Below are 16,118 nucleotides of genomic sequence, written 5' to 3'. Positions count from 1 at the left end.
GATAGAGAATAGAACAATAAAAAATGCCAGCATCATGCTGGCATTTTTGTATCTGACTCATTCGATTTCTGCCTGGTTTAGGTGAGACTCTCAGTGGTATTTTGTTTGACCTTGGCACTTTGCTTGGAGTTGATGAGGTCGGTAGGCCATTGGTCAAACGGAACTGGGCGACTGTATAAGAAGCCTTGAGCAAGCGGGCACTGCAGCTGCTTGAGAAGTTCAGCCTGTTGCTGTGTTTCAACGCCCTCTGCCACCAAGCTTACTTTGAAGCCCTTAGTGATGTTAACGATGGCCGCGACGATGGAGCTATCTAGGTTCTCTTTATCAAGTTTGCTGACAAAGCTGCGGTCGATCTTAAGGCAGTCGAATGGCAGTTTGTGTAAGTAAGCCAGTGACGAATAGCCGGTACCAAAGTCATCAATCGCAATTGATATCCCTAGTGCTTTTAGAGTCAGCATGTTATCGATGATGGTCGGGTCGTTGTCGACGATGCGTGATTCGGTGATCTCTAGTGTCAGGTTGCTTGCTGGCAGATTTGTGTCTCGCAACGTGCCTTTTACTTGTTCCACAAAGCCACTTTCACTCAGTTGATCGACCGACAGGTTAACGTGAATAGAGAAGTCCTTGCTCCATTTTCCTGACTCAATCGCGATGGCTGTATCTCGACACGACTTATGCAGAATTTGTTTTCCGATATCGTCAATGAGCCCGCTCTCTTCCGCGAGAGGAATGAACTCGAGTGGCGAGATCACCCCTTCATCCGTTATCCAGCGAGCTAAAGCTTCTGCTCCTATGGTCGAGCCAGATTCCAGATCAATAATAGGCTGATAAAACGGTTCGAACTGTTGAAGCTCAATCGCTCGGTTCATCCGCGCTAACATCTTGGTGCGATGTCTCGATGCTTTGCCCATTTCAAGGCTATAAATACAGACACTGGTTTTGTCTTGTTTCGCATTGCTCAATGCAATGCTGCTGCTGCGTAGCAGGAGTGTAATGTCGTGAAGATTCGAGACATTCACTATCCCCATCGATACCTTAATCACCACGCTTTCCGATTCCATTGAAAATGGGGAAGCGAAGGTTTGAAGTAAGCGGTTAGTCAGCAGCTGAACATCATCGCTTTGCGTTACGTTTGGCGCGTAGATGGCAAACTCATCACCACCAGTGCGAGCTAGTAGGTATTCGGATGGCAGTGTGCCTCTTAAACGAGCGGCCGCAATGATAAGTAGCTGGTCGCCATTGTAATGACCTAGGCTGTCATTGATGTCTCGGAAGCGATCAATACCAATCAAATACAGTGTGCCTTTTTCGTTGTCGGGGTGTTTCTTGGCAGCGTCAATAAAGCCTTCACGGCTGTATAGCTTGGTTAATGAGTCATAGGTAAGTTGAGACTGTAATGCATGAAACGAAGCCCTTAAGTTGTTGGTCATTTCATTGAATGACTCGACCAACATGCTGGTTTCATATATATGCCCTGTTTTTGGCATGCTCGCGTCCCAATCGCCCTTAGCAAGGCGTTTTGCCGCATCCGCTGTCGAGGTGATGGGTTGGGTTGCGCGATTAAAGGCAATTAATCCTGCAATGACCCCAATGCAGCTCAGTGCTAGCCCAAGCAACCAACTGTTTCTTTGATTTTCTGGCAATTCACCGAGCAGATTGCTTTCAGGGATCGACACCCCAATAAACCACGTGAGCCCGTGCTCATCTTCGTATGGGGTGATTTGGTTGAAGTAGCGTTCGTTGTCTAGGCTAAAACTAAAGCGCTGCTCGCCCAAATTCTCGATTAGGTGGAATTGCTCTACGTAGCTAGCACTCTCACGTATGACTGGATTAGCACTCTCTGTTGCTAGTTTGCGTTGCCCTTTGTTGGTTTGTCCTGTGCCCCATGAAACGACACTGCCTCCGCCTGAGTGCGCGACCAAGCGTTGCTGCTTATCGATGATGTAAACAGAGGCATCCGTTCTATCTTTGAGCTTTCTGAGAAACGCATTGAAGGTATTGATTTTGATGTCGCTGACTACGACGGCTTTGAATTCATTATCATCATAGATAGGCGCTAGAGCAGATAAGGTGATTTCTTGACGTTCGTCAGCATTGGCATAAATTGGTGACCATAACGGTTTTTTCTGTGTCGCAATGGGTGTGTACCAAGGACGGATTCTAGGATCGTAACCTGAAATCACCGATCGAATGTCTTCACTAATTTTGCTGCCACGGTAAATGACCAGCTGATCATTGGTGCGTTCGTCTTGCACCATCAAGGTGTAGCCTTTGTTGGCCTCTTTGCGGAAACCGACGTAGTTACCATCTTCAGAACCAAAGCCGATCGCATCGAGTTGAGGTACAGCAGTGTAATGGTCTGAAAACGTATAAAAAATATAGTCTTGGACCTTACTAAGATTGCCTGCTTGATAAAGATGGTGGTAGCCGATGTTATGGCTGAGCGAGAGGTTGGCGTGAAATGGCTTTTCTAAAAAATTAGACAGGCTTTGATGAACATTGTCAGTCAGTGATGTCAGCTGGCGTGCACTAACATCACTCACCATCTCTTTGTAGCTTAGCTTTTGAGTGAAAACCATTACACCCATAGTGAACAGAAAAATCATCACGAATGGCAGAACCACTGCGGTTCTCAAAGTAATTTGTGTTTTCAAAGACATCTTTAGCTACAACTTTGGTGAATAGTGTACTGTAATTGTACCGACACTATTCAAACCAAGCGACACTTTTTTGGTTAAAAAGTAGCTGCATCGAGAATCATATAAGGTCTAGTACAGTTCTTTGAGTTTACGAGTTAGGGTGTTTCTTCCCCATCCCAAAACCTTAGCTGCATCCTGTTTATGACCATTAGTGTGGTGGAGTGCAGCTTCTAGCAGTATACGTTCAAATTCTGGCAGAGCATAAGTTAGCAGCTCTTTTTCTCCTGAATCAAGCGCACACTTTGCCCAATTAGCGAGCAGTTGTTGCCAGTTATCTCCAGTTCCTGAGGTGGTCACCACTTTTTCTTCTAGCAGCTCTGGTGGCAGGTCTGAAGGAAGAATTTCGCTGCCGCTGGCCATCACGGTAAGCCAACGACAAATGTTTTCAAGCTGACGCACGTTACCCGGCCAATTGAGCTGGTTGAGCTTCAAAATGGTCTCAGGATGCAGTGTCTTCACTTCAACACCGAGCTCTTCGGCGGCGGATGCTAGGAAGTGATGAGTCAGCTTTTCAATGTCTTGTTTACGTTCGCGAAGTGCCGGGATATGGATTCGGATAACGTTGAGTCGGTGGAAAAGGTCTTCACGGAAGTCGCCTTCATGCACTAAGCGCTCAAGATCTTGGTGGGTTGCGGCAACGATACGAACGTCTACCTTAACTGCAGAGTGACCGCCGACACGATAGAACTGACCATCAGAAAGTACACGCAACAAGCGAGTTTGGATATCGAGTGGCATGTCACCGATCTCATCCAGAAATAGGGTGCCGCCGTTGGCTTGTTCAAAGCGTCCTTGGCGAACGCTGTTAGCACCGGTAAAGGCACCTTTTTCGTGGCCAAACAGTTCAGACTCGATCAGATCTTTGGGGATTGCTGCCATGTTCAAGGCAATGAAGGGCTTCTTAGCTCTTGGGCTGTGACGATGCAGAGCGTGAGCGACCAATTCTTTACCGGTACCCGATTCACCATTGATCAGCACGGATATGGATGAGCGAGACAAACGGCCAATCGCTCGGAAAACCTCCTGCATTGCCGGTGCTTCACCGATGATTTCTGGCGCGTTGGTGTCTTCAGCGACCTCACTGGCTTGTTCGCGTTTCTGCTCTTGGCTGTGCGCGATCGCTCGTTCGACTAGAGTCAGTGTTTCATCAATATCGAACGGCTTTGGAAGATATTCAAAGGCGCCTTTTTGATAAGCATTCACCGCCGCATCAAGGTCTGAGTGCGCGGTCATAATGATCACGGGCAGGTCGGGAGAGCGTTGATGAACCTGATGCAACAGCTCAATCCCGTCAATGCCGGGCATGCGAATGTCAGACACCAATACGTCCGGTGTCTCGCGCTCAAGCGCAAGCAACACGCTCTCAGCATCAGCAAATGTTTCACACTTAATATCCGCAGATGAAAGTGTTTTCTCTACTACCCAGCGGATAGAGCTGTCGTCATCGACGACCCAAACGTATCCCTTACTCATAATTCAATTCCTTTGCAGCCAAATCTATTGTGATAATCATTGTTGTTTTTATGATGTCTTAATCTTTGTGTTACCGAGCTAAGCCTTTCATCTCGCTGTCCAATAGCGAGGTTCTTATGACCTAAATCGGTAGATAAATCGTGAATGTGGTGTTGCCTGGCCAGCTTTCAACATCAATTTTCCCATTGTGTTGATCGATCAGGTTTTGAGAAATCGATAGCCCCAGCCCTGTTCCACCTTCTCGTCCGCTGACCATTGGGTAAAACAGCGTGTCTTTTAAATCATCGGGGATGCCCGGACCGTTATCGCTGATCTCAATACGAGCTGCGAGTTTGTGTCGCTGCCCGTGAATATTTGCTTGATGCACCGTTCTGGTGCGAATGGTGATTTTGCCAGAATCTTGAGTCTTTAGAATCTGCGCTGCATTGCTCACGATATTGAGCATCGCTTGTTCAACCTGTGCCGAATCCATCAAGATGTCCGGTAGGCTCGGGTCGTAATCCCTTTCGATGGCGAGCGTTGAACCCGATTCGAGCTCTACGAGCTGCCTGACTTTCTCAAGTATCTGGTGAAGGTTCTCTTCTGATTTAGTCCCCGGCTTCTGTGGGCCAAGCAGACGGTCGACTAATGCTCTTAAGCGGTCGGCTTGCTCAATAATGATCTGCGTATATTCATTAAGAGACTGATCAGGAAGCATTTTCCCAAGTAACTGCGCCGCACCTCTTAAGCCACCGAGTGGATTTTTGATCTCATGTGCTAACCCGCGTACCAGCAACTTAGCCGCTTGTTGTTGTGCATGTTGGTTGAGCTCTTGGCTAAGGCGTCTTTGCTGGTCTATCTTGCGCATCTCAACCAATAACAGCGTCTCTCGCTGCCAAGATATTGGGCTAACCGTGACTTCAAGCATCAGTGGGCGGTTATCAACAACGAAGGTAACGTCACTGTCGGTAATGCTCTGGCCACTTTGTAGCGGTTGCGTCAGAAGCGCCAAATCAAGTGAAGCGTGTTGGATAAGTTGGCTCAGTGGATGATCAACGATGCGTCGTGCGCTCTGTGAAAAGAGCTGCTCAGCCGCCGGATTTGCGTATCGGACATACAATTGCTCATCGAGCATCAATGTCGAAGTCACCATATTGTCGAGAATGGCGCTGGAAAGATGATGTGTATCTATGCTGTCGCTTTTGGCTGATCGATTCACTATTTCGTCCTTGAACTGGTGTTTTTCTCACTGCACCAAATTGGTGCGTGGCTAAGTTCAAGTATGGCGCATATCAACCAGAAGCTAAAGATAATTCATTAGAGTCGCTGAAAGCTGCTTCGATTAGGTGAAAAGTAGAGGTTATTTGGCCTCTTTTAACACATTGGCCTACTTGAGCGTCGCTCGATGTAAATACACGGTGACTGGACTAGTAGATGCAATAAGCTTGCCGCTTCTATGTGCTTGAATTGCAATGGTGTGAGTACCTCGATCGATACCTTTTAATTCCCAAATAGGCTGGGTCTGTGGGGCGCCATATCGACGGCCATCAAGCATCAATTGTAATTGCTCCCCAATACCAAGTTTTCGGTTGAGCTCTATCTGAATCGGGATTAAGCCGCGGTTGTTGCGAATGGTTTGATCATGAACTGGAGTCAGCATGGTGAGGGCTAATTGAGTAGGAACCTCGCGCTTTGTGGTTTCGGTTTCTGCCTGAGTTTTGGCTGGCGTTGCCGTTTTAGTTGTAGAGGAAGCAGCAGCGTCAACCGGAGTTGAGGCCTCAAATTTAGGGGCGGGTGCTGAAGCTTGCACATCTGGCAGGCGAAGAGCCTCGGCATCTTGAGCGCTAGGGTTATCACTAAAGTGGAGCACGCCATCTTCATCTATCCAGGTATACACCGTTTGAGCAGAGCACGAGAGCGCGACTGTTAACCCGATTATGAACAGTATGTTTTTCATATCTTTAGCCTCTTTTCACCGCTAGGTGATTTCACGTTTGGCGTTGGTTTTATTGTATTTAGCGCGACAGCCTCTGAGGGCTTTTGTCTAAGGTATGTTACGAGGAGGGGAGCGTCGGGAGAATATAAAAAAGGCCCGCCTGCGAGGCGAGCCTAATATTTAGTCAGCGATTCTTACAAGGTTGCAGTAAGAAATGGCTTATCTCTACAGGAGATTAAACTGAGTAGTACAGTTCAAACTCAAGTGGGTGTGTAGCCATGTTCACGCGTTGTACGTCGTCAGATTTCAGAGTGATGTAAGAATCGATGAAATCGTCAGAGAATACGCCGCCAGCTGTTAGGAACTCACGGTCTTCGCTAAGCGCTGCTAGAGCTTCTTGTAGAGATTCTGCAACTGTTGGGATTTCAGCTGCTTCTTCTGCAGGAAGGTCGTATAGATCTTTATCCATAGCTTCGCCTGGGTGAATCTTGTTCTTGATGCCGTCAAGGCCAGCCATAAGCATTGCTGAGTAGCATAGGTATGGGTTAGCTGCTGGGTCACCAAAACGTAGCTCGATACGACGTGCTTTAGGGCTTGGTACTACTGGGATACGGATAGAAGCAGAACGGTTACGTGCTGAGTAAGCAAGCATTACAGGTGCTTCGAAACCAGGTACAAGACGCTTGTACGAGTTAGTTGATGGGTTAGCAAACGCGTTGATTGCACGAGCGTGCTTGATTACACCACCGATGTAGTAAAGAGCCATTTCAGATAGGCCGCCGTACTTATCACCAGCAAACAGGTTAACGCCGTCTTTTGCTAGAGATTGGTGAACGTGCATACCAGAACCGTTGTCACCAACTAGTGGCTTAGGCATGAATGTCGCTGTTTTACCAAATGCGTGAGCAACGTTGTGTACAACGTACTTGTAGATTTGAGTTTCATCAGCTTTCGCTGTTAGCGTGTTGAAGCGAGTAGCGATTTCGTTTTGACCCGCAGTTGCTACTTCATGGTGGTGAGCTTCAACAACTAGGCCCATCTCTTCCATTACTAGACACATTGCTGAACGGATGTCTTGAGATGAATCTACTGGAGCTACTGGGAAGTAACCGCCTTTAACGCCAGGACGGTGACCTTTGTTACCGCCTTCGAAGTCAGAACCTGTGTTCCAAGCTGCTTCTACGTCATCGATCTTGAAGAAAGAACCAGACATGTCGTTTGAGAACTTAACGTCGTCAAATAGGAAGAATTCTGGCTCTGGACCAACTAGAACTGTGTCTGCGATACCTGTAGAACGTAGGTACTCTTCAGAACGTTTAGCGATAGAGCGTGGGTCACGGTCGTAGCCTTGCATTGTTGCAGGCTCAAGGATGTCACAACGGATGTTTAGTGTTGCGTCTTCTGTGAATGGGTCCAGTACAGCAGATGCTGCGTCTGGCATCATTACCATGTCAGATTCGTTAATGCCTTTCCAACCAGCTACTGAAGAGCCGTCAAACATTTTGCCTTCTTCGAAGAAGTCTGCATCAACTTGGTGAGAAGGAATAGAGATATGCTGCTCTTTACCTTTTGTATCAGTAAAACGTAAGTCGATAAATTTAACTTCGTTCTCTTGGATCAGGGATAGTACATTTTCTACTGACATCTTGGATAACCTCCAGTGTTATTAATTCGGTATTAGCTCGATTCGGTTGAAACTAGCATTGATTAATGTCTATTAAGTGCATTAATCGATGCTGATTTATCTACTGCCAAAAACGTGCCAAAAAAATTATTCCATTAATTTCAATGATTTACTTGTTTTGCGATTTTTCTTAATCTGGTTTTTGCACCAAAATGATCTCTAGCTGCACCTTATTGGTGCAACTGTTTGTCTGTGCACCAATATGAGACATAAGCGAGCACCATTCAGCAATGAATTGCCTAAGTTGTCAATCCACTTTTGTTATTTTGCGGGAGATTTGGCTCGCCACTCGTAGGTGATACTTTTTTAGAGTCCTACGAATTTGGCTGCTCAACACTGTACTGAATCAAAGTTAAGCGGATATGAATCGCTAATAAAGAAAAAAGCCTTGGTTCAGATCACATATTTCTGGGTTTTTGTCTAGAATCTGGTATATTATTGACCGTTTTTTAAATCAAGCTAGCGGTTATTATCCAAACTTTTGAGATAAGTGACGGCTACTTTTATGAGTGAATCGAGAATCCATGTCTACTCCACAGATTGATAAGTTAAGAAATATCGCGATCATCGCGCACGTTGACCACGGTAAAACGACTTTGGTTGATAAACTGCTACAACAGTCAGGCACTCTTGAGTCTCGTGGTGAAGCTGAAGAGCGTGTCATGGATTCGAATGACATCGAAAAAGAGCGTGGCATTACCATTCTTGCTAAGAACACAGCAATCAACTGGAATGATTACCGCATCAACATCGTAGATACTCCGGGACACGCGGACTTCGGTGGTGAAGTTGAGCGTATCATGTCTATGGTTGACTCTGTTCTGCTTATCGTTGACGCAGTTGATGGCCCAATGCCTCAAACTCGTTTCGTAACGCAAAAAGCATTCGCACACGGTCTTAAGCCAATCGTTGTAATCAACAAGATTGACCGCCCAGGCGCTCGTCCTGATTGGGTTATGGATCAAGTATTCGACCTTTTCGACAACCTAGGTGCTACTGATGAGCAACTAGACTTCACAGTTGTTTACGCTTCAGCTCTAAACGGTTGGGCAACAATGACTGAAGGCGAAACTGGCGAGAACATGGAACCATTGTTCCAAGCTGTTGTTGATACAGTAGACGCGCCTGCAGTTGACCTTGACGGTCCACTACAAATGCAAATTTCGCAACTTGATTACAGCTCTTACGTAGGTGTTATCGGTGTTGCTCGTGTTACTCGTGGTTCTGTTAAGCCAAACCAACAAGTAACTATCGTAAATGCAGAAGGCAAAAAACGTAACGGTAAAGTAGGTACAGTTCTTGGTTACCTAGGTCTTGACCGTCACGAAGTTGAGCAAGCTAACGCTGGCGACATCATTGCAATCACTGGTCTTGGTGAGCTGAAAATTTCAGACACTATCTGTGACGTAAACAATGTTGAAGCAATGACTCCGCTTTCTGTTGATGAACCAACAGTAACAATGACGTTCCAAGTAAACACTTCTCCGTTCGCGGGTAAAGAAGGTAAGTTCGTTACTTCACGTAACATCCTTGAGCGTCTAGAGAAAGAACTAGTACACAACGTTGCACTACGTGTTGAAGAAACTGATAACCCAGATCGTTTCCGTGTTTCAGGTCGTGGTGAACTTCACCTATCTATCCTGATCGAAAACATGCGTCGTGAAGGTTTCGAGCTAGCTGTATCTCGTCCAGAAGTTATCATCAAGAAAGACGAAGATGGCAACCTAACTGAACCGTTTGAAACTGTGACTATCGACGTGCTTGAAGAGCACCAAGGTGGCATCATGGAAAACATCGGTCTACGTAAAGGTGAGCTAACTGATATGTCTCCAGATGGCAAAGGCCGTGTTCGCATGGACTTCATGATGCCTTCTCGTGGTCTTATCGGTTTCCAAACTGAGTTCCTAACGCTAACGTCTGGTTCTGGTCTTCTTTACCACTCATTTGATCACTACGGTCCTCACAAAGGCGGCGTAATTGGTCAACGTAACAACGGTGTTCTAATCTCGAACGCTACTGGTAAAGCTCTGACTTACGCACTATTCAACCTACAAGAACGTGGTCGTCTATTTGCTGAGCACGCGGATGAAGTATACGAAGGTCAAATCATCGGTATTCATAACCGTTCAAACGACCTAACAGTAAACTGTCTGAAAGGTAAGCAGCTAACGAACGTTCGTGCATCAGGTACTGATGAAGCACAGGTTCTTTCGCCACCTATCCGTCACACTCTAGAGCAAGCTCTTGAGTTCATCGACGAAGACGAACTAGTAGAAGTAACGCCAGTAAGCATTCGTATCCGTAAGAAGCTTCTTACTGAAAACGAACGTAAGCGTGCAGCACGTCCAGCTAAGGCTTAATTGCCAGCTGACTAGCTTCTAGCTAACAAGCAATACGTTTTAGAATAAGTAAGAAAGCCCCGAGTAGCCTAGCTGCTCGGGGCTTTTGTTTTTTAGTTTGTTTAGATACGGTTAAACGAGATTTCGTCATCCTTAAGAGGGAGGAACGACCGAGTTGGGGATCTAGCTTTTGATACCTAAGTAACGCTCAACGAATTGAAGCCGTTCTTCGACTGGCATAAACGGCACTTCAACCACCTCATAACCAAGTTCTTGGTAGACTCTTTCTAACGCGTGGTGAATCTCTAACGCCTCCTCAAACGGATAAGGTCTCACATCATCTTGTACATAAATTGAAGCCTCAGGGCGACAGAACAACACTTGGGGGTGATAACCTTGGCTCGCTTCTCGGTAGGTTGTGTTTATCTCTAGTTTCGCCTGAGCCAAGTAGCCACAGATATCTGGAATGGCGCGATCGAGAAAGGCAACAGGATGCTGACTGGCTTGGTCTTTGTGTTCGCTCATGACGGTTAAACATAGGCGAGCAAAGCCTGGAAGGTCTAACCAAGGTAAGATACCGTTCTCAAGTTGACTCTGCTGTTCGATTAACTGGCGAGAGGACTCAGCGAAGGTGGGGTAACCCGCATCACCCAAAGCATTGATCAATGTGGTTTTTCCGGCGCCAGGGCCGCCAGTAATAATGATTGGGTTCATACGGGCTTATCTTTATTTGTGCCTACGGGCGTTATTTCTGGTTTAGTTGAGCAAGGAACTTATCCGATTCGGCGATCGCAGCATTCATCTGTTCTATTGCGTAGGCGATGTCTTTTTCTAAGCTCATAAACTCACCTTGCAGCGAGCCGACAGCGCTCGCATTGAGGTTGTGCTTGAGATAAAGCGTGTTGTCGCGAAGAGTGTTCAGTACCGGATCCATTTTCTTCTCAGCTCTTTTCATTGCTGATAGCATGGTTTGGTAAGACGATTTGGTTTCACGCAGCTTTTTCTCACTTGAACGACGCAGTGAATCACTGGTGTAGAGATCTAACTCACCCTGCCACTCTTCAAATAGCGCATCGGACACATCTTCAATCGCAGCAATGCGGTCACTGACATTTTGTGCGGCTTTCTCGCTGTCTTGGTATTTATCATTAATCTTGTTGTACATGTCTTCAAGGTCGCCACCACTGAAGTTAGTCAGGCTACTCAAGGCTTCAAGTGCGCTGGTAAATTCTTCCTGAGCATCCTGCTGAGACTCTTTCGCGTCTTCTACTCTGTCGACCATAATGTCACGTTTGTGGTAACCCACTTGCTCCATTGCGGAGTAATAAGCGGATTGGCATCCAGTAAGAGTAAAAATAGAGAGGACTATAACTATTAAATAAGGCATCCTAGTTTCCTATAGTTAAATAATATCAATCGTAGTAAATAACTGCTCAATCTAGCTTGTTAAAATGCTCGATAACGGCGTTAGAATTTTTGATTGTAGAATGACTACTTATCGAAACTATTCTTTGCCGAGAAGGGCTTCCTTGTTCTCAAGCCTTTTTCCTACGCTATTTTTGAACATTTACTTACTGTGATTAATATAACGGAATAATAATTAGGACTATGAACGAGTTACCAGGGAGTTACAAGTTGAAGATAAAAAAGGTCGCCACACTCAGTATTCAGTTTTCTCGCTATCTTTTGGCGCGCATGACGCATGATAGAGTCAACGTGAATGCGGGGTACTTGGCGTACATTACCTTGCTCTCAATTGTGCCGATGTTGACGGTTTTGCTCTCTATCTTGTCGTCATTCTCAGTCTTTGCTGATGTTGGCGTGGTGATTCAAAATTTCGTCATTACCAACTTTGTTCCAGCATCAGGAGATGCGGTGCACGGTGCTTTGTTAGAGTTCGTTGCCAATACCGGCAAGATGACGGCGGTAGGTAGTGTGTTCTTATTCATTGCAGCGCTGATGCTGATCTCGAATATTGATAAGAACCTAAACTACATCTGGCGAGTAACGGAAAAGCGACGTGCGGTGCTGTCTTTTTCTATGTACTGGATGGTGCTCACGCTTGGACCTATCTTGGTCGGTGCGAGTATTGCTGCAACGTCTTACGTGACATCATTGAGCTTATTGCAAAATGAGGTGGTGTCTGGTGCCTTTAATACCGTGATTCGCAAACTTCCTTTGATTCTCTCTTTCTTTGCGTTCTTCGGTCTGTACCTGCTGGTTCCCAACAAAAAGATACACTTTTCTCATGCAGCAGCGGGCTCTCTGGTTGCGGCTCTGTTGTTCGAACTCAGTAAGAAAGGCTTTGCAGCCTACATTACGCAATTCCCTTCTTACCAGTTGATTTATGGCGCATTAGCGGCAATTCCTATTCTGTTTGTTTGGGTGTATTTGTGCTGGTTGATCGTGCTGGTGGGGGCTGAGGTGACGGCCGCATTGGGTGAGCAGGAACAGTGGAGTGACTCGAAAGAAATGGTACACTCGTCGGATAAAGACAAAATCACAGAGCAAGGAAACAACAGTGATAGCACTGATCCAGAGAGTAAGTGAAGCTGCCGTCCGTGTTGATGGCGAAGTAGTTGGTGAGATTGAGCAAGGCTTATTGGTTTTGTTAGGCGTAGAAAAAGGTGATGACGAAGCCAAAGCCAAGCGTTTGATGGAACGAGTAACTACTTATCGTGTCTTTGGAGATGAAGACGATAAAATGAACCTCAACGTGAAACAGGTAGAAGGTAAGGTATTAGTGGTGTCTCAATTCACTCTGCCAGCCGATACCAAGAAAGGGACACGAGCAGGGTTTTCTCGTGGTGCTCACCCAGAAGATGCAGAGCGTCTTTACAACTATTTCTCTGACCAATGTGAATCAGTGTTGCCAACGGAACGTGGCCGCTTCGCAGCCGACATGAAAGTGTCTTTGGTTAATGATGGCCCAGTAACATTTTGGCTGCAGGTTTAGGCTTAAAGGAATAAGCATGTTTAAACTCATAACACCGACCACCGAAAATCAGCTAAACAAGTATTACCATTTTCGTTGGCAGATGCTCCGTGAACCTTGGCGAATGCCGGTAGGTTCAGAGCGCGATGAATATGACCCAATGAGTCACCATCGTATGATTGTTGATGGCCGTGGTCGCCCGATGGCGATTGGTCGTCTGTATATCACCCCAGATCTAGAAGGTCAGATCCGCTACATGGCGGTGAAGAACTCTCGCCGAAGCAAAGGCATGGGCTCACTGATCTTGGTTGCGCTAGAGTCATTAGCGCGTCAAGAGGGCGCTAAGCGCTTGGTGTGTAATGCACGTGAAGATGCGATCTCATTCTATGAGAAGAATGAATTTGAACGTCGCGGTGAGATTAACGACCAACGTGGCCCAGTGCGTCACCAACAAATGGTTAAGCACCTTGACCCAATGGCGGATGTACTGCGCAAACCTGAATGGTGTAATGAGCTGCAGCAGCGCTGGGAACATCAGATCCCGATCAGTGACAAGATGGGCATCAAGATTAACCAATATACAGGTTACCAATTTGAGTGTAGTGCTCAACTGAATCCTAATTTGAACCCGCATAACACCATGTTTGCAGGCTCCGCCTTTACGCTTGCGACTTTAACGGGTTGGGGTATGACGTGGTTACTGATGAAAGAGCGTGGCCTGACCGGTGATATCGTATTGGCAGACAGTAATATTCGTTATCGTCATCCGGTTGAGCAAAATCCTGTTGCCTCTACTTCGTTAGACGGTATCAGTGGTGATTTAGACCGCCTCGCGTCAGGCAGAAAGGCACGTATCATCATTCACGTGACCATTCACAGCGGCGATGTGGAAGCGGTAGAGTTTACCGGTACCTATATGCTGATCCCTGATTATAAGAAAATACTATCGACGGATAGCAAGGCGAGTGAATAACTTCACGCTCGCTTGATGATAGATAGAATTATTGATTGAAAGCGCTACTCCTGAGGAGTGGCGCTTTTTTGTTGGCAGTCGTTAATCTCCGAATACTCCGCTTGGGTGAGCTTGCCTGAGATTTGATGGCATGTGTCCGATAGGGTAATCGATAGGGTGTGTTGCTCGGCTTTAAGCAAGTCGAGCTCTCCAGAAACCTCACCATTGAGCGTTTGAATCCTTTGTTCGCCTTGCTCTGCTGCCGATGCACCAATAATGTGCATCGGTTCGAGAGTGAAGCGTCCACGGTCAAAATTGGCATTGAGCTCTGGGATCTCGAATACGTTATCAGTCGATGTTTCAGAAAGCTTGTCATTAAAGGTCATCACACCCTGGCGAACGCTGCCAGTGAGTTGCCCTGTGGTTGAGTAACCGAGCATCAGTGAGTCGCCATATAAACCTGCGGCTTGAAGTTCAAACTCGCCATAGCCGGTTGCATCGAGTGGTAATTCAAGTCGCTGCAGCATAGGCGCAATGGGTAACCCATCGGCAGAAATATCTAAGCTCCATGGCTTGCTGATTTGGTTAAAATCGAGCGTTGCATTGGCTTCAATGTAGCCATTCCTGAGTGGTGCAAACAGACGAGTCAGCGTCCATTTTCCTTGTTCGCTATTCATCTCAACCACAGGCTGTGCGCTGAGAATATTTTGGTAGCTGGCATCATTGGCGCTCGCCATCAGCTTCCCTTGCCATAAGCCCAGTTTTCTATCTTGCAGCAGTTGAACTTGATGCCCCTCGACATGTAATCCAGAGACCTGCCAGTAAGGTTGTTGTGCGAGTTGGATGAGTTGACTGCGTTCTATATTAAGTCGGCTAATCTCGACGTTCTGGAGCTGTGTGAGCCAAGGCAATAGGTGAGCGGCCGGTAGAGGGCTATCTTGGTTTTCGGTAATCCACTTGATGCCTTGCAGGTCGAGCTGCGCCAATTGAATGCTGCTAGGGGCGACTTCGCCATTGAGCTGAACAGTGCCCTGCAGGAATTGAGTATAGAAATCCTCAATCAGAATCCGGTTTGCTTCTAGGTTGAGCTTTAGGCTTGGCTCGATGAACATGTCATCATCAATGGTCACTCCTTCTGCCTGTAGAGAAAAAATGGCTTTCTGTTGTTTCCAGATTTCAAAAGGCAGTTGGATATTTTCTAATGAGGCATCAAAGGCAGCGAGGTGGCCATCTTGCCACTCTACGTCGCTACGCAGAATATCTAAGCTATTGATGTGATTGATCTGAATACCTGCAACATCCCACTCTTTGCTTAGTAGGTTTTGGGTCTGTTTCTGATTGAGTCGTAAGCCATCGACGGTCACATTCACCAACGACCAATCTTGTTGATATTGTTCAGCTTGCCCAGAAATCTTGGCGCCACGCCAGTCAAACGAAGCACCATAAAGGGTGCTGTCGCTAGGTTTTAAGTCTAGGTCAATCAACAGATTATCGAATGCCTCACCTTGCCAATACAGTTGTGAGGCAGAGAGTTGGGTTTTTCCATAAGGTAGCAGCGAGTTATCGTTGTTCCACGTTGGGGCGGAGATCTGTAGGTCGATGCCTCGCGCATTAAACTCTGGCGTCGAAAAGTCGAGATTGTTGATGGCCAGCTGGTGGAGCTTGATGTTTGGTTGGGTAAATAAAGAAGTCAGTGTTTTTAGATCGTCTGCCTCTAATTGTAGGCCGCTGATCAAAACAGATTCAAAGACCAGTTTGGCCTCTGTCATCGAGCTGGGGCTGAACCAAAGATCGATCTTGTCGATATACAGAGGTGTTTGCTTTTCTGGTTGGCTTTGGGTAATGCCCATTAAGGTGATGTGATAAGGCGCCTGATACTCAACATCTTCAATGAATACAGGTTGTTCAATCGTATGTTTGATAAAAAAGTTGGCAACATCCGCACGGTATTGGGTCTGCAGGCTTAATAGCAGCGCTGCGATAGTTGCAACGGCGATAGCCAACACAATGCCGAACACCATGAATACCTTTTTCATTCCCTGAAAGCCTTAAATTTCAATAGTCTTAAAACAGAGTGGAACAAAAAGGGTCAAGCATCAACAAAAAAGCCCCTCAAAAGAG

12 protein-coding genes are annotated in these 16,118 nt (G+C 46.4%); 4 read left to right on the top strand and 8 right to left on the bottom strand.

The window, feature by feature from the left end:
* Positions 1-77 precede the first annotated feature (77 nt).
* From F0229_RS04040 to glnA, 5 genes are all read right to left on the bottom strand, one after another.
* Complete coding sequence (locus tag F0229_RS04040) at positions 78-2,660, bottom strand: GGDEF and EAL domain-containing protein (protein WP_171732304.1); 2,583 nt, start codon at positions 2,658-2,660, stop codon at positions 78-80.
* A gap of 108 nt (positions 2,661-2,768) precedes the next feature.
* Positions 2,769-4,172 (bottom strand): nitrogen regulation protein NR(I), encoded by a 1,404-nt coding sequence (gene glnG / locus F0229_RS04035; RefSeq protein ID WP_017059224.1) that lies wholly within the window; start codon positions 4,170-4,172, stop codon positions 2,769-2,771.
* A 121-nt stretch (positions 4,173-4,293) separates the two neighbouring features.
* A complete protein-coding gene (gene glnL, locus F0229_RS04030) occupies positions 4,294-5,370 on the bottom strand; it encodes a nitrogen regulation protein NR(II) (RefSeq protein ID WP_019826501.1) in 1,077 nt (358 codons plus the stop codon).
* A gap of 168 nt (positions 5,371-5,538) precedes the next feature.
* Complete coding sequence (locus F0229_RS04025) at positions 5,539-6,108, bottom strand: DUF4124 domain-containing protein (RefSeq protein WP_171732303.1); 570 nt, start codon at positions 6,106-6,108, stop codon at positions 5,539-5,541.
* Positions 6,109-6,322: 214 nt separating this feature from the next.
* Complete coding sequence (gene glnA, locus F0229_RS04020) at positions 6,323-7,732, bottom strand: glutamate--ammonia ligase (RefSeq protein WP_017059221.1); 1,410 nt, start codon at positions 7,730-7,732, stop codon at positions 6,323-6,325.
* A gap of 563 nt (positions 7,733-8,295) precedes the next feature.
* Here glnA and typA point away from each other — a divergent pair.
* The gene (gene typA / locus F0229_RS04015) at positions 8,296-10,131 is read left to right on the top strand and encodes a translational GTPase TypA (RefSeq protein WP_017059220.1); all 1,836 of its coding nucleotides are present in this window, start codon (positions 8,296-8,298) and stop codon (positions 10,129-10,131) included.
* Positions 10,132-10,293: 162 nt separating this feature from the next.
* Here the strand turns inward: typA and F0229_RS04010 are convergent, their stop codons facing one another.
* Both F0229_RS04010 and F0229_RS04005 read right to left on the bottom strand, forming a co-directional pair.
* Positions 10,294-10,824: an AAA family ATPase gene (locus F0229_RS04010; RefSeq protein WP_171732302.1), complete on the bottom strand. Its 531-nt coding sequence runs from the start codon at positions 10,822-10,824 to the stop codon at positions 10,294-10,296.
* A 31-nt stretch (positions 10,825-10,855) separates the two neighbouring features.
* Positions 10,856-11,497, bottom strand: coding sequence for a DUF2959 domain-containing protein (locus tag F0229_RS04005; RefSeq protein ID WP_017107901.1), 642 nt, complete (start codon positions 11,495-11,497; stop codon positions 10,856-10,858).
* Between the two features lie 221 nt (positions 11,498-11,718).
* On the opposite strand from F0229_RS04005, the gene F0229_RS04000 reads away from it, so the two are divergent.
* From F0229_RS04000 to F0229_RS03990, 3 genes are read left to right on the top strand one after another with little or no spacing between them, the layout of a single operon-like run.
* A complete protein-coding gene (locus F0229_RS04000; protein ID WP_080967389.1) occupies positions 11,719-12,660 on the top strand; it encodes a virulence factor BrkB family protein in 942 nt (313 codons plus the stop codon).
* Complete coding sequence (dtd, locus tag F0229_RS03995) at positions 12,632-13,066, top strand: D-aminoacyl-tRNA deacylase (RefSeq protein WP_004735590.1); 435 nt, start codon at positions 12,632-12,634, stop codon at positions 13,064-13,066. The genes F0229_RS04000 and dtd overlap by 29 nt, the downstream gene beginning before the upstream one ends.
* A 16-nt stretch (positions 13,067-13,082) precedes the next feature.
* Positions 13,083-14,018, top strand: coding sequence for a bifunctional GNAT family N-acetyltransferase/hotdog fold thioesterase (locus F0229_RS03990; protein ID WP_048661291.1), 936 nt, complete (start codon positions 13,083-13,085; stop codon positions 14,016-14,018).
* A gap of 44 nt (positions 14,019-14,062) precedes the next feature.
* Here F0229_RS03990 and F0229_RS03985 read toward each other — a convergent pair whose 3' ends face one another.
* Positions 14,063-16,033, bottom strand: a complete 1,971-nt coding sequence (locus F0229_RS03985) for an AsmA family protein (RefSeq protein WP_171732301.1) — start codon at positions 16,031-16,033, stop codon at positions 14,063-14,065.
* Positions 16,034-16,118 lie beyond the last annotated feature (85 nt).

Source organism: Vibrio sp. AIC-3, from assembly GCF_013114515.1.
In the GTDB taxonomy this organism is placed as follows: domain Bacteria; phylum Pseudomonadota; class Gammaproteobacteria; order Enterobacterales; family Vibrionaceae; genus Vibrio; species Vibrio crassostreae_C.
Note: the sequence above shows the minus strand (reverse complement) of the source record. Positions and strands in the feature narration are given on the sequence as shown.